At 36.9% G+C, this 23,445-nt stretch carries 23 protein-coding genes; 7 read left to right on the top strand and 16 right to left on the bottom strand.

What is annotated here, in order from left to right; all coding sequences use genetic code 11:
- Window positions 1–322 precede the first annotated feature (322 nt).
- The 13 genes from CEF17_RS19430 to CEF17_RS19370 all read right to left on the bottom strand — a co-directional run bounded on the left by CEF17_RS19430 (window position 323) and on the right by CEF17_RS19370 (window position 14,759).
- Window positions 323–1,264 carry a toprim domain-containing protein gene (locus tag CEF17_RS19430; protein WP_232725703.1) on the bottom strand — a complete coding sequence of 314 codons (942 nt, stop codon included), beginning with the start codon at window positions 1,262–1,264 and terminating at the stop codon, window positions 323–325.
- A 21-nt stretch (window positions 1,265–1,285) separates the two neighbouring features.
- Window positions 1,286–3,361 (bottom strand): ArdC-like ssDNA-binding domain-containing protein, encoded by a 2,076-nt coding sequence (locus tag CEF17_RS19425; RefSeq protein ID WP_100401167.1) that lies wholly within the window; start codon window positions 3,359–3,361, stop codon window positions 1,286–1,288.
- 15 nt (window positions 3,362–3,376) lie between these two features.
- Complete coding sequence (locus CEF17_RS19420; RefSeq protein ID WP_100401166.1) at window positions 3,377–3,652, bottom strand: hypothetical protein; 276 nt, start codon at window positions 3,650–3,652, stop codon at window positions 3,377–3,379.
- Window positions 3,633–4,103: a hypothetical protein gene (locus tag CEF17_RS19415; protein ID WP_100401165.1), complete on the bottom strand. Its 471-nt coding sequence runs from the start codon at window positions 4,101–4,103 to the stop codon at window positions 3,633–3,635. Before CEF17_RS19415 ends, CEF17_RS19420 begins: the two co-directional genes overlap by 20 nt.
- The gene (mobP2, locus tag CEF17_RS19410; RefSeq protein WP_100401164.1) at window positions 4,100–5,269 is read right to left on the bottom strand and encodes a MobP2 family relaxase; all 1,170 of its coding nucleotides are present in this window, start codon (window positions 5,267–5,269) and stop codon (window positions 4,100–4,102) included. Before mobP2 ends, CEF17_RS19415 begins: the two co-directional genes overlap by 4 nt.
- The gene (locus CEF17_RS19405; protein WP_100401163.1) at window positions 5,266–5,526 is read right to left on the bottom strand and encodes a hypothetical protein; all 261 of its coding nucleotides are present in this window, start codon (window positions 5,524–5,526) and stop codon (window positions 5,266–5,268) included. Before CEF17_RS19405 ends, mobP2 begins: the two co-directional genes overlap by 4 nt.
- 336 nt (window positions 5,527–5,862) lie before the next feature.
- A complete protein-coding gene (locus CEF17_RS19400; RefSeq protein WP_100401162.1) occupies window positions 5,863–6,690 on the bottom strand; it encodes a coiled-coil domain-containing protein in 828 nt (275 codons plus the stop codon).
- Between the two features lie 15 nt (window positions 6,691–6,705).
- The gene (locus CEF17_RS19395; protein WP_100401161.1) at window positions 6,706–7,278 is read right to left on the bottom strand and encodes a hypothetical protein; all 573 of its coding nucleotides are present in this window, start codon (window positions 7,276–7,278) and stop codon (window positions 6,706–6,708) included.
- Window positions 7,279–7,294: 16 nt separating this feature from the next.
- The gene (locus CEF17_RS19390; protein ID WP_232725675.1) at window positions 7,295–7,939 is read right to left on the bottom strand and encodes a C40 family peptidase; all 645 of its coding nucleotides are present in this window, start codon (window positions 7,937–7,939) and stop codon (window positions 7,295–7,297) included.
- Window positions 7,940–8,018: 79 nt separating this feature from the next.
- The gene (ltrA, locus tag CEF17_RS19385) at window positions 8,019–9,794 is read right to left on the bottom strand and encodes a group II intron reverse transcriptase/maturase (RefSeq protein WP_100401073.1); all 1,776 of its coding nucleotides are present in this window, start codon (window positions 9,792–9,794) and stop codon (window positions 8,019–8,021) included.
- Between the two features lie 1,001 nt (window positions 9,795–10,795).
- Complete coding sequence (locus tag CEF17_RS19380; RefSeq protein WP_232725673.1) at window positions 10,796–11,041, bottom strand: hypothetical protein; 246 nt, start codon at window positions 11,039–11,041, stop codon at window positions 10,796–10,798.
- A 601-nt stretch (window positions 11,042–11,642) separates the two neighbouring features.
- Window positions 11,643–12,854: a replication initiation protein gene (locus CEF17_RS19375; RefSeq protein ID WP_100401159.1), complete on the bottom strand. Its 1,212-nt coding sequence runs from the start codon at window positions 12,852–12,854 to the stop codon at window positions 11,643–11,645.
- Between the two features lie 924 nt (window positions 12,855–13,778).
- A complete protein-coding gene (locus CEF17_RS19370) occupies window positions 13,779–14,759 on the bottom strand; it encodes a hypothetical protein (protein ID WP_100401158.1) in 981 nt (326 codons plus the stop codon).
- Between the two features lie 532 nt (window positions 14,760–15,291).
- Here CEF17_RS19370 and CEF17_RS19365 point away from each other — a divergent pair.
- Window positions 15,292–16,512 (top strand): ParM/StbA family protein, encoded by a 1,221-nt coding sequence (locus CEF17_RS19365; RefSeq protein WP_100401157.1) that lies wholly within the window; start codon window positions 15,292–15,294, stop codon window positions 16,510–16,512.
- A gap of 28 nt (window positions 16,513–16,540) precedes the next feature.
- Entirely contained in the window at window positions 16,541–17,002 is a 462-nt protein-coding gene (locus CEF17_RS19360; protein WP_100401156.1) for a hypothetical protein, read from the top strand.
- Window positions 17,003–17,246: 244 nt separating this feature from the next.
- On the opposite strand, the gene CEF17_RS19355 is transcribed toward CEF17_RS19360, so the two are convergent.
- On the bottom strand, window positions 17,247–17,537 hold the full coding sequence (locus CEF17_RS19355; RefSeq protein WP_157843108.1) for a hypothetical protein: 291 nt from the start codon (window positions 17,535–17,537) through the stop codon (window positions 17,247–17,249).
- 882 nt (window positions 17,538–18,419) lie between these two features.
- Between CEF17_RS19355 and CEF17_RS19350 the strand changes: the two genes are divergently transcribed.
- Window positions 18,420–18,662 (top strand): hypothetical protein, encoded by a 243-nt coding sequence (locus tag CEF17_RS19350; RefSeq protein WP_100401154.1) that lies wholly within the window; start codon window positions 18,420–18,422, stop codon window positions 18,660–18,662.
- 29 nt (window positions 18,663–18,691) lie between these two features.
- Window positions 18,692–18,790 (top strand): DUF7167 family protein, encoded by a 99-nt coding sequence (locus CEF17_RS21150; protein WP_442857467.1) that lies wholly within the window; start codon window positions 18,692–18,694, stop codon window positions 18,788–18,790.
- A gap of 797 nt (window positions 18,791–19,587) precedes the next feature.
- On the opposite strand, the gene CEF17_RS19345 is transcribed toward CEF17_RS21150, so the two are convergent.
- Window positions 19,588–19,830, bottom strand: coding sequence for a hypothetical protein (locus CEF17_RS19345; protein WP_100401153.1), 243 nt, complete (start codon window positions 19,828–19,830; stop codon window positions 19,588–19,590).
- A 401-nt stretch (window positions 19,831–20,231) separates the two neighbouring features.
- A complete protein-coding gene (locus CEF17_RS19340; protein WP_100401152.1) occupies window positions 20,232–20,486 on the bottom strand; it encodes a hypothetical protein in 255 nt (84 codons plus the stop codon).
- Between the two features lie 426 nt (window positions 20,487–20,912).
- On the opposite strand from CEF17_RS19340, the gene CEF17_RS19335 reads away from it, so the two are divergent.
- From CEF17_RS19335 to CEF17_RS19325, 3 genes are all read left to right on the top strand, one after another.
- The gene (locus CEF17_RS19335) at window positions 20,913–21,707 is read left to right on the top strand and encodes a ParA family protein (protein WP_100401151.1); all 795 of its coding nucleotides are present in this window, start codon (window positions 20,913–20,915) and stop codon (window positions 21,705–21,707) included.
- A complete protein-coding gene (locus CEF17_RS19330; RefSeq protein ID WP_100401150.1) occupies window positions 21,694–21,981 on the top strand; it encodes a hypothetical protein in 288 nt (95 codons plus the stop codon). The genes CEF17_RS19335 and CEF17_RS19330 overlap by 14 nt, the downstream gene beginning before the upstream one ends.
- 686 nt (window positions 21,982–22,667) lie before the next feature.
- Window positions 22,668–23,441 carry an IclR family transcriptional regulator gene (locus CEF17_RS19325; RefSeq protein ID WP_100401149.1) on the top strand — a complete coding sequence of 258 codons (774 nt, stop codon included), beginning with the start codon at window positions 22,668–22,670 and terminating at the stop codon, window positions 23,439–23,441.
- Window positions 23,442–23,445 lie beyond the last annotated feature (4 nt).

The raw sequence follows: 23,445 nt of genomic DNA, 5'->3' as shown, positions 1-23,445 counted from the left end.
ATATAGTCATGTACTTAAAAATAAAAAGGGAATAAGCAAGTTACCACTACGTTGGCACCATGATTAGGATTTTTTTCCTGTCTTCTTGCCATTTGGTTTTACACCTACCTACAGGAGGTAATGAGTTTTAAGTAAATGATAAGCTATGAGGAATCATTTGCTTATGCTGGGTTCTTTTTATTCATTGTTTTTGACCCTCCTTTGAACAACCACCAGAATAAGTCTGGTGGTTGTTTTTTTTATTTATGAGTAGACTACGAGCAAAACAAGAACAAATATTCTTTCATTATGAGGATGAGCATAATCTTTCAGGCTTTTCCACTTACATTCCCATTTGAGCGTTTTTTTGCTTCGTCCGTTTACTACTAGAAAGAGAATTTTTCCGTTCATCATTCCAGTCTTTGGCTGTTGGCCGGTGATCAACCAGGACTTCTTCTTTCAAGAGAGAATCCAGCTTTTCATGAAATTGGTTTCCAGCCTTATCGTTATCTACCGCCGATATGACTTTCTCAATCTTATAACCCTTTTCTCCTGCATCTTTGATGGCTCGTTTTAACGATTCTATTTTTAAGCCGCCCATGCTTACCATCCGGGTATCTCGGACTCTTTCTTTTTTCATCGACCAATAGGAAAGCATATCAATCGGAGATTCAAACACGGCCACCTTGTTAGGGTTCTTTCCTACATCAATGGTAAAACCACCATCTTCTAGAGACTTGGCCACCATTCCCTTAAAATAGCTCTCTTTGTCTTTCATGGGTTGGGTACCTTGCCGATCGGCACCCACCACTGTTCCATGGTTGTTTTTCCACTTAAACACTGCATTGTCTTTCTTGTCCTGGGCAATCAAATCTTTCTCTAGGCACCAGTCTACTACTCTATGATCTATCTTTCGCTCCTGAATCAAGTAATCCCGCACCTTATCGGTTTTTTTTACTTCATAGTAATGAGGGTACTTGAACGGCTCATGTTTCACAGCTGCCCCCCGGCTTTTTACCGGAGCGTATTCATGTTCATTAATCCGTTTGACCGCATCAGGAAATTTTAAGTCATAATAGATCATAGCAAAACTAATCGCCCCATACCCTCCTTCTTGCTGGCTGTTCCAGAAGAACTTTTCCCCTTTGATCACAAAACTGTCATGGTCAGTGAGCCGGTAATACGGTTCGGAGTGTTGTCCTTCCTGTGTCGCCTGAATTCCGTTGGCTTCCATTAAATCAATAATCCGAACCTCTTTTGCTTGATTGATTTCATCGGTTGTCACCCGTGTCAATGCTCCCACCCCTTATAGGCTCATACCAGAGTTTTTTTGCTTCACACGTTTTTGGGCAAAAGGAAAGTCTGGCTGTTTGGAATCTTTGGTAGAAGATCCACGAGCCAGACTTGAAGATGATTGTATGGAGTTTTGATTTTCCAGGTTGGCAATGTCCTCTTCCCCTACATAGTTTCCTTGCAAAGCACTAATTTTTGCCTTGTGATACGTATTTTCGGCAGCCATGCGGCCAATGATTTTTTCTTCCGTTGGCGTTCCTTTTTGTTCGTCCCGGGATTTTTTTTGGTACGTGGTGTAATGCCCTTTTAGATGTACCATACTGTTTCTTGTATTCATTTCATCTACATGAGAAGACACGTTTTCCTCAGCTGATTTTTTTAGAGCTTGGATATCCTTTGGAGATAAATATTGATGATCTAGGGCAAAGTCTGTAGAGGTTTGAATAGCCAGGTCCGATAAAGTGATGTCATGGGGGGCCTCGATGTTTCGATCTTTTTGATAGAAATGTTCTCTGTAATTGCTTTCAATCGTTTGAGAAAGAGCTTCTTTGGTATAAATGCCTTGTAAGGCATCGGTATGGTCACTGATTTGTTTGGCAGTTTGAGGGTTTGTTTGCTGCACATGACTTCGGAGATCATGATAATGGCCATCCCCTAAATCAATACGGTCCATCGTTTTGACACCGGAGGAATCTACCATGTTGATTTTCGTCTTATCATATCCACCGGAACCTAAACTGTGAAGGTTTTCTTTGGCTAACATCGTATTCATTTCTTCGGCATTCATCATGTTTTGCTTCAGCTCTTTTTCCGACCAGACCACATAAAATTGTGGTTCGTTCTGGCTAGGGTCCACCAATTTCACATTATCTTTGCTTCCATTCCAGTTGCTGTCTAAGGCATTGAACGTCTGTATGGTTTCTGTTTCACTTTTGTTTTCAAATTGTTTATCCTGCAGAATGTTTCGCCCATCATTAGCCTGAAACATAGACTCGAATTCCTCAGGTGACAGTTCAGACACCGGTTTGACTTCATTTCGCATAATGACTTGAAGATGACCAAATCGGTCTTGTACTTCCTCTGTTGTTTCATACTCTTTGTCTTTGGCTTTCACCATATCTTCTTCCAAATGAGTAATAAATTTATAGGAGGTTCCTTTGACTTCCTCTAACAACTCTAGTTTATCCCCGATGTCTCTTTCATCACGGGTATAATTGTCCAAATATTGCAAGCTGTATTCACTGGTATCAATGTTAAAGTGGGAAGCCACCGTGTAGGCTGTCATTTCAGCTTGAAATTCCTTTTCGGCATGAGTCCGATTATACCTTCCCCCCGATTCTGTGCTATGGAGGTCAGCATGAGCCAATTCATGAATCATGGTTTTGACATTTTGAATCTCTGAATTTCGTGGATTTAATTCAATCCCTCTCTTGTCTTCCATCACACCTTCCGCATTACGCTGCTGGTATTCAACATAAGCGCCTTTGGCTGCCCCTAACTCCCTTCCATCTAAGGGCTGTTCTAATGTTTCTACGCCCATGTTTTTGCCGAGCCGTTGTAAGGATTGAAACATGTTCTCGTAGTTTTCTACCTTTCCATCGAGCCATTTGTTTGGAAACACTTTCGGTAACTCTTCAGCTTTTGCGTCCGTTTGCGACACATCAAACACGTTTCCGGAGGTATAGCCCATCTGTTCTTTTGTTTTGATCTCTCCCCGATCTATGGCTGCCTTCTCTTCTTTTGTGGCACTCCGAACACTCATCTGATAGGTTTTTCCCTCTCGTTCGCGTGCAAAGGTTTTGTACGGAGAAGGAACCAAAATCTTAATCGCTTTTTCTCCTTTTTGAACCTGAAAGCCTTCCTTCTTCCAGAAGTTATACCCTCCTACAGCTTCAGCCCCCCGGAACTGACTTTGAATCAAAGCCGAATTACGGGGAGAGTAATCATAGAATTTTGCCATGAACCGTAAATACTCTTTCATATCCTCTTCGGTACGAAAATAGGATTCCACTTGTTTGTTTCGATCTGCCGTCAGCCGGTCAATTTCTTTTTTCTTTTCCGCATTAGATTTTCGTTTATACCGAGCCATGATTCTCTTCCTCCTTTATCTCACGATTCCGTCATCATCAAGTCCGTCGTCTAAATCGGTTAAGGCTGGATTATCTTTTTCAGTCATTTGTAATACATCATCCAATACAATCACTTCTTCTTTCGTATCAAACAAGACGTATTCCAATTCTTCTTCTAAGAGTAATCCTTGAAGAGTTTCAGTTTGTTCATCGGTTAAGAGGATGTGATAATCCTTTCCAGCGGCCGTCACGATGGCTTCATTTTCTCCAAACTCTTTAATAAAGGCATGTTCATACTGAACTGCTTCCATGTTGTTCACCTCCTTTTTTGGCGTAATAATGATCACGTTTTTGTTTCTGGTGAACGATGTCTTGTTGAACTTTTTCTTTCGCTGTTTTAAGTCCATTTGTTTCAAAATCCTCTGTTGTCATGATGTTATTGATGTTCATGTTCACCATCATTCCGTTGATCAGTTGAAGAAGGATTTGTGTATTTCGATCTGTGTTATTCACCCCTAGTAAAATACGAGACAATTCTTTTCTAACTTCCTTTTGAAGATTTTCAGACACTTTTTCAACCACATTTTCTTCTAACTGTCCTCTCCACTTTTCCTCTTCCTTCATTTTTTTGTATTCTTCCACAATCAAATTTATCGTTCTGTTTTTATGGGTAGGCTGAATCCCTTTTTGCTCTGCAAATTCATCCATAAATGCTTCGGTTTCTTTTGAAATTCGCACTCTTTTCACTACATCTTCTCTCACCGTGAATAACCCCTTTCAATGTTTCGCTGCATTTCTTCATACGCAGCTTTATTTTTCCCACTGTTCATTTCTGAATGAATCGCCCGATCTAACCCATACCTCATTTGATTAAAGGCAGCGTTTCGTTTCATGGTCTGAAACGTTTTATTTTGGGCTTTTGAATGATTTGCACGCTCTGCCTTTTTGACTTTCTTATCGTACTCTCTCATTTCCGCAAGAAACGCGTTTCCCATTCTCTTTTCTAAATCAGCCAATTTGTTTTTCTTAAAATCTTTGTGCCGGTGGTTCCCTCCTTTTCCGTACGACTTCTTTAACATTTCCACTTCTTTATCTAATCTTTTTTCTAACTCTTCCATGTCTTTTTTGTGGTACGTCTGGACATATTTTTTTGTTAGTTTATTTAATTCTGGCTTTACATGATTGATGGTTTGGTAGCCATAATTCCAATACTTCCGGTTTATCGGTAGCTGTTTATAGATGGTCATGAAATCCTTCTTAAATTTCCGGTTAAAGGTAGAAAACGTTTTTGTCTCTTTTTTCTTGTTTACGATGTCTTTTCGAATCAACTCATTAATCTGTTGGTATTCTTTTGACCGGTCATTGATCTTATGAATGTAGACCGACTTAAACTGATCAAGAGTTTTTTGTTTTCGTTTTCCTCGTTGATCTTCTGGTGGGGATAAATCAACGGTGGCCAGGTGAATATGAACGTTATCGGTGTTATGATGAATCGCTCCTGACCAGACAAGATTCTTTCCCATGTTGTTTTTTTCGTGCATGTCTTTCATGGCAACCCGAGTAATATCTTTTAACCGTTGTTCATCTACAGTTTTTGTTTTCCGGTTATAGATACCGTTATCTTCAAGCCATTTGTTATCAAACGACACTACATCCTGATACAAAATGCTTCCTCGATTTTGGCCAGTCTTGAATGCATCTTTTACCTTTTCTTTGTGTTCTTGATCTAACCGATCATGTGATTCTGTAAATAAGGATGTGGCTTTTTCTTCATCTTCCATATAATCGTTATACAATGCATACTTTGATGATTGTATTGCTTCTTTTCGATCAATGTAATTGACGTATTCCTTAAAGCTAGAGCTTCCCGGTTGAACAAAACGGGAGGTCACAATCACCGCAGCTTCTTTATAACTGGCTGCCGTCATTCTTCTTCCTCTTCATCTAGTAGTAAAGAAAGCAATTCATTATTTTTTTCTAGCTGGTGCTGCATGGACACAATCACTTCTGTACTTTTATCCAGTGTAGTTTTGAGTACAAGCTCTCGATCATTTAAGTCGTGAAGCATGGTATAGTTTTCGATCATACTTTTTAAAAATTCTTGTCGGGATTGCTTACTCTTTTTGGCTCTTTCATCAATGCTTTTGATCACCACAGGGTTTAGGTTTCTTAAAAGAATATCCATCGACATACCTCTTTTCTTCTGAAATTCCCCTATATATGAGGACAGGACCGATATAGGGAGAAGAGCATAAGGGAAAAATGATATCACCAAAGGTGATATATCAGGCAGAGCCTGATTTTGAGGTGATATCATGTAAGGTTCTTCAATTGCATAGTTTGTGCATACCTTATTTTCTTTGATTGCACAGTTTGTGCAGGGTGAGCAGTCCTCCTATGAACTAGAAAAAACAGCCATTCCGAAGGTACATGACTGCTTTCTTGTTTTATTTTCTGATCACGACCTTGAAGAAATGATGATCAGGTTTTGAACCAAAACCGAAACGATAACTGATCGGATTTAAGAAGAAGTGAGAGAAGAATGTCGTTCTCTTTGGATATAGTTTTCCATCCGTTCTTCCTCTATTTCGATATGTTCTTGGGTTTGTTCTACCTCTGTTTCCAGTTCGTTTTGTTCAATCTCTAGAGCGTTGATATGATGATTTGTCTGCCTTTTTTCATCTTCTGTCTGATAGTTTCGCTGGTCCCTCAACTCCTGTTTTTGTTCTTCCAAGGAAACCATTTCATCTTCTATTTCCTCAATGTGACTTTCCAGTTGTTCCACTGTTTTTTCACTTCTCTCAATTAAGAGAGCTGTAATGTACCGTAACCCTTGATCACTTTCACTAACCGATATGGTTCCTGTTTTCACTTCTCTTTGATCGGTGTAAATGGTGACTAACCGATACATGTCCTGTTCCCCGTCCTCATCTTCTCCTTCTCTCCATAATTGAAGAGAAATTTGTTTGAAGTCTGGGTCCAAATCTTCCAGTTTTAAGACCACGTAGCTTTCATATTCAATAACCGTTTGAGCCGTTACTTCGTTTAAATCGGAACGCTGGATCGCCAGGTACTCGATGGAATCCATCTCGTATCGGTAATCATTTAAATCAAGAATCACCTCCATTTCGTTTGCTTCCGGTTCATAAATCCACTTAACAATTTCAATGTTTGTGCCTGACGTAATGCGAATATCTTCTCCCACCGGGGAAGCTAACACCTCCAACTCTTCTTCCATGTAAAAGCCGGAGGTGAGAAAAAAGAACAGTCCAGCCATAACAAAACTGAGTCCGACATAGTACACCCAGCTTACCTTTTTTCGTAGATTGATTCGGTCTTTATTGAGCATGAAACCCCTCCTTTGTTATGAGACATCTTGAATGTCTGTGGCTATCCATTGGTCATGTTCTCGTTCAAATGTGACCCGGATAAAGGCACGAGTCTGATCTTCTTGATTGGTTTGAACGTAGTGAATGGTATGAGTAATATCCATCACAACATCCACCTCACCACGGTTCTTCTCAAGGTTCTCAAAATAATAATGGGCTTCATCAATGGACGTTTCCACTTGTTGTTCCCCGTACATATCAGCCGCAAAAAAGCGATCCATCAAGTCTTCATTCATCACGTTTTCGGCTTCTGCTTTTTGTTCTTGATACGTGTCAGCGTTTTGTTCAAAGATAGAAGAAATAAACCGTTTGGCCTGTTCTTCTACCTCCTGAAATAGTTGTTCTCTGGCTGTAGGAGATTCATATTCTTCCAAATATCGTAGTCGTTCATTTTCTTCTCGTAGGGCATGTAATTCATCTGATTGTGCTTCGGAAATGGTAGCCTCCTTTTCTTCCCCTTTGTTGGCAAAGAAGAGAACACCGTTTCCAACTAATAGAAAAGAGAGGGTGATCACTGAGACATATTTGAATGCTTTGATGCTATCCATAATGAGGTTCTCCTTTCTAAATTCTTCTCACACGTCCATTAAACACGTCACCCCAAAATCCATCTTCCATGCTTTCAATTGCCACACCGGTGCTGCTTTGTGCGCCAATATATTGACCGTCCCCAATGTAGATGCCGACATGGCCATCCAGTTTATAGGTATCAAAAAAGACAAGGTCACCGGGTTGTATCTCGTTCACCGGGACTGCTTGTCCTTTATGCTTGAGGGTATCAGTTGAAACGGACGTAAAGTGTCCTAACTCAATGCCTACCTGTTCATAGGCCCAATGAACAAAGGACGAACAATCAAACAATCCTTGTTCTTGTTCTGCTCTGGTTCTCCCTCCCCCAAAAACATATTCTGAGTGGCCAATCCACTGTGCGCCCACTTCAATGACTTCTTCAAATTCTCCGTCAGCAAGTGTTGGCTGCATGTAAGACATGACCGCATCAACGTATCCTATATCGCCGTAACATGCTCCGGTATCCGCACTTTCTGGGCGGATACACGAATAGTTTCCGGTATGCTTAACCCGTTGATATTGTTCTCTGGAAAACTCAATGGCCAGCTCCTTGGAATACTCTCCGTTGTTGTGTTCATTCGCATAATCAATAAACCCGTGGCCAAATAGTGATAGGTAAGACTTTGAGATTATCGCCATCTTTTCCCCCACTTCACACCGTACGTGAAAGTTTCCCTTCATACGGCGTTCTATCTGACTCAATTGACCATAATTTATGTTAAGAGAATATAGGGGATCGTTGAGCTAGTGTTCTCAATTTATCGAATAACCCTTTTTTCTCTTCAGCTATTTCGTAGCTTTTCAAGATGGATTTTGCCTTTACTGAATCACCATGATGAACAGCCAAATGAATGTCCTTTAGTACAATTATCAAGTTGTCAAAGTTATCTTGTCCTCCAAATTCCAACGGAATTTTGTGGTGGCAGTGCCAGCCAGTTAGACTTAATTCTTGTTTAGTGATGGCACACTTCCCAAACTGAGCAATAAACTTTGAAATACGATTATCATTGTACTCAATTGTTCGATGATTCATGTAATACCTTTGCACATGTCTAAGTGTTTCCTTATCTATAGCCTTCAGAGTATCGTGAATTTTTCCCCTGCCTTCTACTGTATAATTAGAGATTGACTGGGTGAAGTTTCTTGCTGGTTTGTGTTTAGATGCATGAATAGGAATTAATACGATGCCCTGAATTTTATAGAGTTTTGGATTATAGTTTCTATATCTCTTTTTCAAGGTAGTTGACATGTCGTGTTTGGTGGCTTTGGTCCAATCTTGTCTCAGTCGATTATAGAGGGTTCTTATGAGATGGTTACTCATATGGTCTAAGTCTTTAATAATATGGGTAGCAGCTGAATAATAATTTTGGATACCCATAACTACCGTATTATAGTGCCATACTGATTCTGGTGTCTGCTTCTTTCGTATGTCTTTGATGGCTTTCTTTAATTTGTTATAGGCATTATTTCTAGCTTTTCGGCACATTCTACTGTGGGCGACATGACGATTCCTTTTTTTCCGTGCTTTAATGGTAAACCCTAAGAAATCGCTAGATTTCTTTCTTAGGTTAATCACTTTGGATTTTTTTGTGCTTATATCAAGATGAAGACGTATCCTAAGAAACTTTTTTGTCGCCTCGAACACTTTAAGTGCTGTTGAATAATTACGACATAAGATTTTAAAATCGTCAGCGTATCTAATGAGAAAACATTCCTTGAGCCTGCTTTTCTTCAACGCTTTGTATTTATCATTTCTGCTTTTATATGGGTGTGCAGTCTCAATAGTTTCCCATTGGTCACTAATCCACCAATCCAATTCATTTAGAACTATATTGGAGAGAAGAGGGCTTAGTATTCCTCCTTGCGGAGTTCCTTTTTGAGAAAATCCCTCATTAACGATTTCTGCTTTTATCAATCTTGAAATGATAGAAATTAGCTTTTTGTCTCGAATTCCCAAACTCCATATTTGTTTCAGAAGTTTGCCATGATGGACATTATCAAAGAAACCCTTAATGTCCATGTCCACACAATAATGAAATCCTTTTCCTTGGCTATTAACCAATGACTTCATTCGCGCTAAGGCGTGATGCGTACTTCGATTGGGACGAAAACCATAACTATGGGGGTGAAACTTAGCTTCACAAATAGGTTCAAGTATTTGTAAAATACATTGTTGAAATAACCTATCCCAAATTGTTGGTATTCCAAGAGGTCTTTGATCACCATTTGGTTTTGGTATAAATACACGCCTAACAGCTTGTGGTTGATACCAAGCAAACATTGACTTAACCTTCTCTATCACTTCTTCTATTGGAAGCATTTTTATGTCGTTGACTGTTTTACCATCTGTGCCAGCTGTGGTGCTACCCATATTCTTTTTAATATTTCTGTAGGCCAATCTAATATTTTCATCCATCTTCATAAGCTCGATTAGCTTATAAAAATTATCTCCGTTTTGACTCTGCTGATATAAATGATCCAGTGTAGTCTGCATATTATAGTACTCAGCGTGTCTAAGTTTCGCAGTTATTTTTATAAGTCGGTGCCCCTTTCGGAGTTAACCTTTTTTAGTCTCACAAGAACCTTATATTGTAACTGAGCGACTTACTTGCTAAGAAAACGGTTGGTCAATCTTTTATCAGACTAGTGGCTATCCCTCCACGATGTTTCCATCGTTTCATTAGTACGATGCCACCACTCTCCCCGCCATAAATGAAGGTTATACGAACGCTAATCTCACGATCACTTTCCCTTCAAACATTTCATAAAAGATAAGTTCTCCATGTTGGCGGCTTTCCACGTTCCACTACTTCTATCTATACATAGCACTTTTAGAGCCCTCCTTTAAGCCTGCTGACTTGAGGCCGCCTGTAACGACCTATGGGTTTTCATAACAACTATTCTTACTCACCCACATCAGCGCCACGCCCGTGACACACCCATTTCTGGATGTTATGCGTTCTAGACCCGTACATTCGGAGGTTCGTCAGGTTCAGCCTCCCGTTGGTTTTAAGAACCGATTCTACCCTTGAGTGTTTTATAGACTCCCGGCCTATGGATTACATCGCCCACCTCTGGGCGACTTTCGGGGTACCCGAGTACCTTACGGTAATTTTCAGCCGTCTTCACCGAGCTTCATACGATTACAGTTCTTATCAACTGCCTTTCGCATGTCGGAGGATCAGAGGAAGCCCTTCAGGGCGTTACCCCGTCATTTGACTTCTCGAAATAGTAGTTCTCTGACCTTTTAGCCAGAGCTTAACCTTTTCAGTTAAGAACGTGAATGAGCCCTTTTCAATCGTTGTCTCTCTCCTTTATTGGAATCCACATCGATTTTGGCCTTGCAAGAAGAACCCAAGTAAAAAGCACTGTGTCACCAACATGGTGAGAAGGTTTTTGGTATGGTACCTTCCGAACCGATGAGCTTTTGCTACTCCCCCACACAGTGAAATGACTTAGCAGCAACTCTATATTGAAAAGAGATATACACTCTGATCAATCATTATTTTTGTATCTGCACAATTCATCGCTAGGATGTTTTCGCTTGGCGATTATGTCATGGTAGTCGTTGCGAGCAGTACGCACATGGTAATAAATATCAGCAATATCAAAGATGGCTCCATTATGTTTATTTACGGCAAGAGTGCCCATCAGGTCGTAGTCTTGCTTGTCAAAAGTTCGAACACTTTTGGCTTTGGCTAACAAATCAATATGTGAAAGCTTTATTCTACGTTTGCCCACTCTTATCACCTCATATTTACTGAATCCAAGTGAACCAGCTAAGACATAGTGGTTAAGAAGGTTTTAATCCCTCCTTCTTAATAGAGTTGCAGTAGATTCAAAACAACAACGAGAGTTTATATAACTTTAAGCATATTTTTTTATAAAAAAACCTCCTTAGAGCAAAAGTTTTCAGAAAAAACTGCCTCTTCAATTTGGTTGTTAGCTTACCATAGTTACCAGCACAACCTAAAGAAAAAAATGGAAGTTTGTCTTAAATTAGGAAATTGGGACCTTTCATTTTTATAAATTGATGTACTTTTGGCTTACCTTTATCTTACTATTAACGGATTTAAGTCCTTCTTTTTTAATGTGGGAAAACGGAAAGTGTAGATAAAGTGGGGGCGCTCTGTAGAAAAACTAATGAAAGTGGGAAGATGATAATTTAATAATTATATTGTAATCAACAAGGTCACGGTTCTGGTTGTATTTAGACCTTTTACCTTACCTAATTAGGGTGTAGGTGAAGAAAACTTTGAGTCTACCCTAAGAAGGTAAGGATAAGAGGGGTTAAAAAGCTTGATGTGGCTATGGATGGACGTCCGTACCTAAACAGGTAAGGTTAAAAAGATTTATTTTTGCGATTCTCTCTAATTCTTATCATTGTTTTATACGAAAGGGATTCAAAGTTTTTTTCGCACAATTGTTCAGTCTCTTTCGGCTTGTACCCTTTTTTGGTAAGGAATTCAGTGAAGGCATCTTTTAATAGAAAATTTGCCGGTACTTCAACGCTTTTTTTAGTAAAATCTGTGATAAACTCAGTCATTAAGCTTTCTATAGAAGTAGAACCCTTTTCTTTGGTTTGTGAGGGTGTATTATCTTGAATGTTTCTTAAGGTTTTACTTATGTAACGGTCATAGTTTTCGATATCTTTTCTTTTTGCTACTTGCTTAATAACATTTATTACTTGTAATTCGCCGTACTTTTCCCATTTTTTTATTGTCTCATCTTTAACAGGAATATCAAATTTGCTAAGGTATCCTTTAATTTTTGCCATAAATTTTTCCGTGTCAGATAGCTCTTCTGGATCAAAAAGTGTGATCTGCGTAGGCGGTTTTCGTTTAATTAAAAATCGAATGGCGACGACTTTTCTGCCTTCTTTTATTTCTTCAAAATCAAAATGAATATCGTTTTTTTCTTTTAACTCTTTCTTAGCTACTTTTAAAACCTTTAATTTAAAGTTTGAGTATTCCTTGTACATGTCAGAGCAGCCTAGTTTGTCTTTTAGGTCCTCCACTCTAAATTCTCGTTTTCCTATCCCTTCAAATTGTTTTAACAACTCGTATATTCGTATGGAATAAGAGCTTTTTAACTCAGAGATTTGATCAAAGGTATACTTGGTGAATTCTTCTTTTAAATTCAATAAGTAAGGCTTGAAAAATTTATCGAAACGAAGTTCTATTATTCCTTCCTTATCACGATATCTAATGTAGGAAAACCAGGGAGCCATAATGTAATCATCATCTATTTTAATTTTTAAAGGTTTCTTTAGGAGTTCATAGGACATCTTTTCGATTTCTTTATAATACCCATTCCCTTTTACACCAATAGATTCAGCAAATTCTTTTACACTAATTCGATATGTTTTAAAATCATCGTCTGTTTTTTTGATTTTACTTGCTACAAATCGAATAATTTTATGTTCATTAATTCCCAACTTATAGGAAGCTTCTATCAAAGCATTTGACTTAACAATTAAATTATTAGGGTGATTATAAATGTTAGTTTCTGTATTGAGTTCTACTACTTCATTAGAATGATGAAAAGGTTTCATAGTATCACCTGCAGAGTAAAAATTTACTTGTTACGTCCATTATGAAACTCATGATAAAAAAAGACAATGATTTTTAAAAGAAATCTTACTTCTTTTTTTATAAGTAAGAATACACAAAACCAGTTTGTCTGTTTTCTATTTTTACTAATGTTTTATTTGTTTTAATAGTTTTCTAGTTTTAGGGCAGCTAGGATACTTGGTACTCTAGGAAAAAAAGCCCTTAATCCTTACCTAATTAGGGTAAAAGGTTACTATTTAAGGGTGAAACCTTACGAAATTAGGGTTAATCCTTACGTGTTTAGGCTCTAACTCTTACCTAATTAGGATAAGACATTACCTGTTTAGGCTTTACCCCTTACTTGATTAGGGTGAAAAACACCATTAGATGTAAACCTTACTTGTTTAGGACGTAAAATGAATAACCCTTACCTAATTAGGGTGTAATAAAACATGTTTACACGCACAAAACCCTTACCAATTCAGGGTCATAACAACGATGAAATATGGAGAAATTTAGCGAGTCCTTACTTATTTAGGGTTGTCGTTTGAAGCCTGGTGAGTTAATCCTTACCTAATTAGGGTGAAAATAAAAAAAACCTATAAAATAACACAAGTAACCCTTACCTAATTAGGGTGATGAAAAATAAAGTGGTATTGACTGCTATTTAACTCTTACTTATTTAGGGTCATGTTCATTTATAATCCTTACCTAATTAGGGTTATAAATATAAGGGATAAGCTTGTTCTTCTCTTTTTTTCCTGGACACATCAGAAGAGGAATCTTTCGTTATGTAATAAAAAGGTAAGAGGTTCTTCACTATGATGGTTTGTCTATGGAGTTTCTTCATCTTAACCCTGTATAAAAAATCCAAGAAACTGGGTTAGATGCTTACCGCAATTTCTTGGAAACTACAAAAAGGATTCTTACACTGGGTTCTTATTCTCTAAATATATCTTTCTATCCGGGAACTGATCGTTAATTTGCTCTTCCTTTTTTTGCGCTGCTATCTTTAATTGTTCTAGCGCCTGGTTATTGGTTTGTTGTTCTTCTAACAAGCGTTCTATTTTTTCATCAATCGATTGAACAAGGTCGCGGTTCTCATCATCTTCTTCATGAATCAAAGTTGAAAGTAATTCGTCTTTTGATTCATTGTCTTGTTCCACAGGTACGTTTTCTTTCTTGCCAAATAACCTCTCAAAAAAACCCTGCTTCTTATGTTGTTCTTTTTCCATCCGAGAGATCACAGTAACTTTTTCAGCAACGACTTCGGAGAGCCTTTTCACTTTTTCTTTCTCTACTTCTTTACTAGAGTGAAGTCCTTTTAGAAGATCCAAGTGTTCAATTTCTCGTTGTAGTTGCTTATTTGCTTTCTTGTATTCATTGATTTCTTTTAAATTATTTTCGTATTCCGTTTTTAAAAGCAGAAATTGTTGAAACTCTAAAACTTCTTTTATTTTTTTATCAGTATGCTCTGTGTAATCCTTACCAGTATTGTTTAGCCTTACGGTATTTCCAGATGATAATTCTGCTTCAAGCCCCACCCTAACGAGAAGGTGTTGGAGCTTTTCTCCATAATCTTGTACAAAAATAAAAATCATATGAAGGCGGTAAACACCAAAGAGATCTAACTTAATGAACCTCTTCACTTCATAGGTTTGTATGTACTCTTTCAGGCCATTTATATAGTTTCTAAGTGTTGAATCATTTACCTTCAGCCACTTAGCAACTTGTGTGGTTGAATATCTTTCATCTATCGAAGAAGATAACTTCAGGAGTAATTCTTCAGGAAAAAGTTTTTCCTCAGTAATTTCGACTCTCGCTTTTAGAGATTCGTATAAGGGATCAAAATTATCCTCCATATGGTTTTTTAAAATGGACTTTAACTCTTCGTAGTGGCTGGACAATCTGTTCACCTCCCTTAATCTACCAGTACTAATGATTCCCGCTAATACTTTAATTTTATTAAAAGCAATTAATAAATTCAAATGAATTATATCCATTAAATTAAATTAGGTTGAGTCAAACTGAAATTACTAACATTTAATTAAAGTATTAGAGGCAAATAGTTGAATTTTTATAGGATTAAATACATAATTTTAACTAACTAAAACTAACTATGATTATTTTAAATTGATTTAAATTACAAAATATACTTAACTTTAATTAAACACAGTTAATTTAAAATGATTGTATTTATTTTGAGTTATAATGGATTAAGTAGTCGCTGGCCTGTTTAAGAGAGGTGTATAATAGTTCGGTTTATTTAGCATTAAATCAAATTAGCAACAATTAACTAAAAACAAATGGCACCTAATTGTTTTTAGTTAATTAAGAGAATTTTATTGTGGTGTTTTGGTTGAGTTGCATTAATAATTTTATGTAAAATGGAATAAAAGTCATTTGAATGTATTTAATATTAATGAAGGGGAGTGCGAAATGTTTAATTTTAAAGTGGCAAACGATAACGGGAATTCTGAGCACAAGATGATTATTGAGGGGGAAGTAATTAAACAACCAAACGTTTATAAGGTGTTTACTGGAGAACAGCCACAGACTGATGAGACACTTCAAAAGTTAGTGGAAGACCTTAATAATAATATTCTCGTTAAAATTGAAAGCAAATCACTAGGGACAGAGGCTTTTCGCTACCTAGTAGGAAACTCTGCCTTAAGCACTTCCAAAGGTAGAGTGAAGAACATGAATATTGAAAAAAACAAAAAACATGAAGAAAAACTTCCTCTTATTAACACTCTTGGTTTGATAGGAGCACAGGCTATTAAAAGAAAGTTTGCAGAAAATGAGACAATAGCAGATGGAACAACCATCCCTGTTGTTGTGGATATGACAACTGCGATTCCAGCTTCAGTGTATAAGAAAAGCAATGCTGATCAATTTGAGAGCATGTTTACAGATAGCCTTCACGAACTAAGATTTTACATAAAAGATATATCTGTTAACGTTCAGATTACTTTCCGGTTTGTAAAGGTAACACAAGAGGGGGTTCCGGCTTTATTTAGTATAATTGAAAATGGTGAAGGGAAGTTTCGGAATGATGACCTCTTTGATGAATTTAAAGAAGAATATTCTTATGAAAAGGTAACTGGAAAACATTTTTCAGATAAAAAAATTCTTCATTTGGATATTGGGGAAGGTACAACAGAGTTAACTTATACTCAGGGTTATGCGGCACACGCTGCTAAAAGCAGTGGAGTTCCACTGGGGATTGGACAAGCTATACAAACAGCCACTGATCTATTCAATGAAGGGGAAGATTTAAAGTTTAGCAGACAACTCTTTTCTAATCACCTGAAAAATCCTTTGAGTGATTATCATGAGGAAGCTATTCTTTATTTAAATCAGTCTAAGCAAGTTGTAGCGCAAGACTTGTTAGACGAAGTGGAAAATAAAGTTCGCGAGATCAATGCTGATTTAGAAGTTCTCGTAGTCTATGGAGGTGCTTCTATCCTTTTAAAAGATAGTCTTTATGAAAAACTCGTGAATTTAGGAAAGAAGAGAAAATTTGAAGTTCTTTGGGTGCCAGAAAAATATGCAGTAGAGATGAATGTGCAAGGGATGCATATTTTTAATACCATTAAACTTGAACAGCTGGTGAAAGAGGCCCAGGAGAATCAAGGGGACACCATTACGAGTAAGTAAACTTGGGATGTCGTAGAAGGAGGTTTCTATGTCTACAGTCAAAGTGATACAAGTACGATTGGGTGAAAAAGCTTCAGATGATATTAAAACATGGGCTGACAATCAGGACAATCCTAATGAGTCTACCCGAAGAGTAATTGAGCAGTTTGCAAAGTGGACAAAACACCAAAACATAGAAACAGGGGAATCATTTAAAAAACTCGCTTTCCTCTCTTCTCTCAACGAAAATGAAGAAGATGTCCAGGATATTGAGTATCTTTTAAAAACAATGAGAACTTCTTCTTTTTCAGCTTCTGACCTCATTGCCTTATTAAACGTCACCAAAAGTCTGCAATTAGATATTCAAGAAGTAATACGCAGAATAAGCTTTCTTCCTGAACCTCCGACCAATAGTGAATTTTCCTTCCAACAAAGCAGCCCTTTACCAGAAAGGGAGCAGGCAAATGAAGTAGAAGAAGAAGTTCCAAATAGAGCAAACATTGATATTTAACTAAAATAAGCTATACAGTGGCTTCAAACAATATGAAGCTATGTATAGCTTATTTATATCCTGGGTTTCAACACTGTCGTTCTATATCCCCACACGCTAAATGAACAATACTGGTGACGTATGGGATTAAAGTTTTATAACCACGTTGGATTTTCATCAAATCGCCGAAAATGGAACCTTGCGTTCGGTAGTGTGAGAGGACGGGGATTAGTCACCCCCTCCTTATTAAATATTGCATGTGTTATTATTTTGCTTCGATAAAATCTCTATGTTTAACAACCATTGACGGTGCAAGACGTCCGTCAGCTGTACGGCCTGATAGGGTTGCAACAATAGCTTTCGCATCTTTAGCTGTATCTCCTTCAATAACGACACGGAGCATGTTGTCACCTCGGAAGGTCCTTGGCCCGGAGTTTACTCTTAAAAATGCACAGTCTCCTGCTGGAATCGTGACTTTTCTTTTAAAAATTTTAATCTCTGGAGGAGTTTCTGGATATAATACTCTTTCTCTGCAAACCAGTACTGATACTTTCACTGTGGATCTTCGAGTAGAAACATTTTTGAAAACCAATCAATAGAGACTCTACAGCTCCTTTTCAAGTACCGTCCACAGATACTGGTACAATAAAAGGACCTGACGTCAGCTTTCTAACTTTACTTCTTTTTCTACCTTTTCTAACACCCATTGTATTTCCCCTTCCTGATAATTTCTCTTTTAGTTTATGTAATCGAGAAAGGTTCGTAAGGTACAGTGGTGGAAAAGCAATGATAATGGGTTGTTCTGACTAGAATCTTCTTGAAAGAATGCCTGATCAAATCGGCTCCATACTAACAGAAGCAGTGGATTCGTTCCATACTCACACTGAGATGGAACGAAAAGCGCACTACCGCCCCAATTATGGGAAGTGGACGCCACTTGTTCATGATTACCTCACTCAAAAAGTGCAGCACCTGAAGATGTTTGAGCGAACCAGGTATGTATTTTATGGAATGCGTCGTTACGGCTGTTCCTGCATATTTGCCGACCCCACTGGGTGACATTTCGGAAAAAATTTCTTTCGGGAAATAAAGGTGGCAGGGGCCTTACTCAGAAAATACAGATTATACCTAGTGAAGGGGATGCACTTTCATCAAGACGTTAGCTAGACAAGAATTCTCATATGTTTCGGGGAAAAATAATTATGAGATTTTATAAGTTTTTAGAGTTTCGAAAATTTCACACCCCAATATTTTGGTTGTTCTCTCCTCAACAGGAGATGAACGAATACATTTACACAAACAAATTTAACTGAATTTTAAAAAAGATGTTTGCATGCCTTAAAGAATTGATTGTTTTCTAAGCTGTTGATGGATTGATACCAAAAGTGCTCTAAAATGTTTTAGTGAATAACCCTATAATTAACAGGAGGTAATGCTTATGAAGAGTTACACTAGATATATCATTCAATTTGAAGATGGTGCGTTTGCTTATCTGGAAGACGATGGATACAATACATTTCAAGTACACGCTTATATTTATCCTACTTGTGGATATTTCTATACTCACCACGAAGCTGAAATGTTTTTTAACGAGTTAGTTTCACCTAAGAAATTTAAGTTTCATGGCTACAATCGAAAGCCGAAATCTATTCGGAAAGTTACTATAACGTTAGATGATTAAAAAGGAGTGGTTAGAATAATGAAGAGGGTTTGAATGAAGACGAAATGGATGAAGCATTAAACCAAGCATTTAAAGAATGGCTTTGGGAAAATATTGATTTTTCTTATTATATTAATGAGGAAGATTAATAAAGGGGTGACTTCACATGCATATCTAATTTACTGAATTTGAGCAGGGTGAAAATTAGGTTGAGTGAACGGTTAACAACGGTGAATAGGTTTGGTCTTCGTTAATAAATTGTGGCCTTTCATACCATCAATTTGGATATAGTGTTAACCGCTTCTTGAGCGACTACTGTCTGTACATAATATCCATAGTCGACTAATCTTTCTCCGTCTGTCTCTTGAAAATACTCCATTAAATACTCCTTCTTCCATAACTTTTTATTCCCCTAGAGCTTTTTCAGTCACCTCTTTTTGTAAGATACATCCTTCCACCAATAATATAAGTAATTACCCCTTTATTGCTAATCTGAAAGGAACTAGCATAAATAAAATTAAAACAATTTGAATCAAATGAAAACTATTGAAAATCACCAAAAAAGGAGTGCACTATTGAATGAATTGCATTTATTTTAAATGAAAACAACTTAATTTTATTTAATTTAAAGGTAGTCCGCCTTTTAAAGGCTAGGTCTGTTTAATTAATTAAAGTTAGTTAAAATTAATTATCTATCGTTACATATCGCTAATTACAATAATTTCACTCTTATGAGGGAACAGGTTATCCTTTCGGTAAAAGGGCAGCTGGGCAAGGAAGATATTGGGGTATAAAGGTTGTTTTCTATGGCTCCCTTCACCCTCTATGACTGACTATTGTAGATAAAAGGACTTCAAGTTAAAAAAGGTCTTCATAATCAATATTGTTAGCCTTTTACATTGGTGAACTTGTTAATTCTTCTGAAAACTTGCTAAACGGCTTGTTTTTATCTTTTTATCGTACTTAATTGGGTGTCTCTAAAGAAATTAGTAATAGGTTGAGTCACTTGTTGCAACCTTTTAGGATCTCTTATAAGATTGTAAGCCATTGCCCCAATTCCTATGCCTAATACTAAAAAAACCATTCCGCCGCTATTGTGGCGTCTAGACCCAAATAATTGCTGTGTTCGTCTACCCCAATTAAACACAGCTGTTATCCAGTAAAAATGATTGATAATTGATTTCAACATGGAGTGAGTACTTCCTTTCGTTTAACTATACTTACGTTTTATTATTTATATTTTACTCACAATTATGTGGCCCAATCTTTGGGGGACAGCATGATTATTTAATTAAATAATTTAACGGACAATTTAATTCTGTTTAGCCTAAATTAATGTATTTATCTTTATTTAAATGAAACTAAAATGAGCTAAATAGATCTCCTTTTCCTCCTATGCCTTGAGATTAGGTATAAAATATAGCATCTTGGCCAATGATGAGGGGGTGAGGTGAAAATAAAAATGAAATGTATTAAATGTACGACCAAAATAAAAAAGAAAGATCAAAAGGCTAATAGATTGGGATATTGTCCAAAATGTTGGCGGGTGTCTCGAGATCTAGGACGAGTGGCCAAAAGAAAATTATTTTGCTAAGAATACTCTATTTTTCCTCCCACTCGTACAACAACAACCTTATATTTTGGATCTTTGTTATACCGTTCTTGGAACATGTTTACCAATTGAGGGCTGTCTAATGCTACTTCAATAATTTCTGACAATAGTGTTGCGGTTGGCATTGAACAAGCGATAGCTAATTTTTTTGCTTTATCATCGTAAGAATTGCTGAGTGAAATGCTCCGTCGAGAACATCTCTTTCCCCCTAACCCTCGCCCATTTTGACTCATATTATTCGCCCCCTTCAATATCTGAAAGTGATTCTCTGAATCTTTGATTCATTGAATCTTATGGGGGAGAGGGGAGATTTATGATTTTTTCTTTAATCCAGGATGGAAAGATGAATGTAAGGGCAGAGAAAAATAACCCTTTTCTAATATAATTGATTACCAACAAAATATAATGAGATAATAGGTGCTTCTTATGAGAAGGTTTAAATAAACGAAGAAACGTTGGTAGAAAGAAATATTGGATTAGTTGTAACAATCTTTTCTATATAGCTCCTTCTTTTCCCAACACTTTTGGTTTTAATGATATTTGGCAGGAGTTTCATAAAAAAGTGTAGAAGAAACGAAGAAACGTTTTCATCTTCTTTTCTAAGAAGTTTTGAGATGTGTAAAAGAAAGAAACGTTGATACATAGAAAGAAGGGTTGTTATGGCTGTTCGAATTACGATGGGGATTCAAAAAGGTGGGTGTGGAAAGAGTACAACTACAGGAGTATTAGCTCACTTGTTGGCTCAAGATGGGAAACGCGTCCTTGCGATCGACTTAGACTCACAAGGGAATTTAACAGAGATGTTATCTCAGCAACCAGCCAATGAATTTGTTGAACATTCTATTCTTGAAGCAATGCAGCATCAAGAGGCCATTCCGTATGTCTGTAAGGTGGCTGAGAACCTTGATTTGCTTCCAGCAAATAATTTTCTAGCTACTTTTCCGCGATGGTTATACACAGGATACACATATCAAGGAGACCACTTGCCATTCTCCGGAAGTCCAAGTTTAGTCTTAAATACAATATTGGATTCAATTGATCAACAGTATGATTATATCGTAATGGATACCCCGCCTTCCTTGAGTGAGCAGACAACAAATGCATTATGTGCAAGTAACTATGTTGTTGTCATGTACGAGTGTTCGAATTGGTGTTATTCAGCTATTCCAAACTTTCTTGACTCGGTCGAAGTTGCTAAAGAGGTCAGTCCTCATAACTTAGAAATTCTAGGGATCCTTCGAACGATGAACGATGTTCGGAGAAATGATGCTAAGGCATTTAATGAAATAGTGGAAGAAGATTATCCGCAGCTAGTGTTTGAAACAATCATCACTCGAAAAGCTCCTACGGGGCGTCTTTCCCTTTATGGCTTTGAAGAGAACCCTGAATTAAATCAGGCGTTAAAGCAATATAAAACCTTTTATAAGGAGATGATTTCTCGTGTCCAAAATTGATGAAATTAAAAATAAAAAGCGTACTCAAAATAAAATGTCACCATCACAAGCTTTAAACGAACCAATTCAAAGGCAAGAAGGAAACAACATTTCTAAAAAGGAAGATACGAAGAAAACAATAAAAGAAGAAACAAAGATAGAAAGAAAACGGGTCTCTTTTGACTTAAGCACACGATTGCATAAAAAATTGAAAATGCAGGCTATACAAGAAGAGAGAAACATTTATGAAATCATTGAAGACGCTTTGGAAGATTATTTGAAAATTAATGAATAAAGAAATAAACTATCTATTCCCCTGTAAGTGAATCGGTATTAGCGTTGTCTAAAACGCTCTAAACGCCAGTTGTATTTTAAGCTGGTGTTTTTTTGTGGTGATGAGATATAGCGCAATTTATAGAGTGGAAAATTCCGAGCCACTATGGAAGTAGGAGGGGTTAGTAAATAGTGTTCAAGGAGGCCTTTTGTTCCCTGCCGACTAAGTCCTTGAATTATTTTTACTAACATTTCAAAGAAAGGTACTGTTGAATACATTTTTTTAAGTTTACTGTGTTTGTTCTAGAATTAGCACCAATAGGACGTATGTATACTGGATAAAGTATGCTTTTTGCAAATCCATTGTTTGTTGCTTCCAACATAAATTTTTTAATGGATTTTATGTAATGCAATGAACCTTATATATACAAGCTTCTTGAATCACCTTTACAAAGAAATATTCTTTTATTCCTACGAAGAAACGTTTATACGTATAAACGAATATTTTTATATTTTTTTAAGTGAGTTAACACAAAGAGTAATTGTACATTGAAAATTTAAGTAGATGATAAAAGATTAAGAACCAGAAGAACTAAAAAAAATTCAGAATATTGTTGACTTGAAAGTGCTTACATAATAGAATGCTTTTAATCGACCGTATAACGGATATGTTGTCCGTAATACGGACATAATGGAGTGGTTGTAAAAATGACAAAAAAAGTAGATACAGTTCAGGCAGTAGAACGTGCTGTTGATCTTTTGTATTGCTTTTCCTTAAATAAGCCCGAATTATCAATAAACGAATTTGTAGAGCAAACAGGTTTAAAAAGACCAACAGTTTTCAGATTACTAACTTCTTTGAAGGAAAAAGGGCTAATTATTAGAAATGAAACCGACGGTTTGTACAGATTGGGCCTTCCTTTTGTAGGTTTTGGTCAAATTGTTAGTGAGACTCTGGATGTTAGAAAAGAAGCACTTCCAATACTTAAAGAACTTTCTAACCAAACAAATGAAACAACCAGTTTAAACATTTTACAATCTACCCATCGTGTATGTGTAGAAAAGGTGGACGGTTCAGAAGATATACGACAGTTTGTCCGTTTGGGATATCCCTATCCGCTTGTTCGAGGGGCGTCAGGAAGAATATTTTTAGCCTTTGCTGATAGAACGTTTACCGAAAATATTCTTCAAGAATGGGAGAGAGAAAATGAAGAAGAAATTGAGAGGGGTTCTTATTACAAGGACTTGACTTCTTTTAAAGAAAACGGTTGTGCGGTAAGCCTAGGTGATAGAGTATTTGGAGCTTACTCTATATCCGCGCCAATCTTTAATGCTTCTGGACAAATGATAGCGGGACTTTCGATTTCAGGATTAGGAGCAAGAATGAACGAAGAGTTAGAAAAAAAATTAACTCAACAAGTAAAAGATGGAGCAAACAAAATTTCAAGTAAGTTAGGATTTCAGCAAATCTCTAACTTTTAAAAAG

The sequence above is a fragment of the Bacillus sp. FJAT-44742 genome (assembly GCF_002797315.1).
Lineage (GTDB): Bacteria > Bacillota > Bacilli > Bacillales > Marinococcaceae > Thalassorhabdus > Thalassorhabdus alkalitolerans.
Note: the sequence above shows the minus strand (reverse complement) of the source record. Positions and strands in the feature narration are given on the sequence as shown.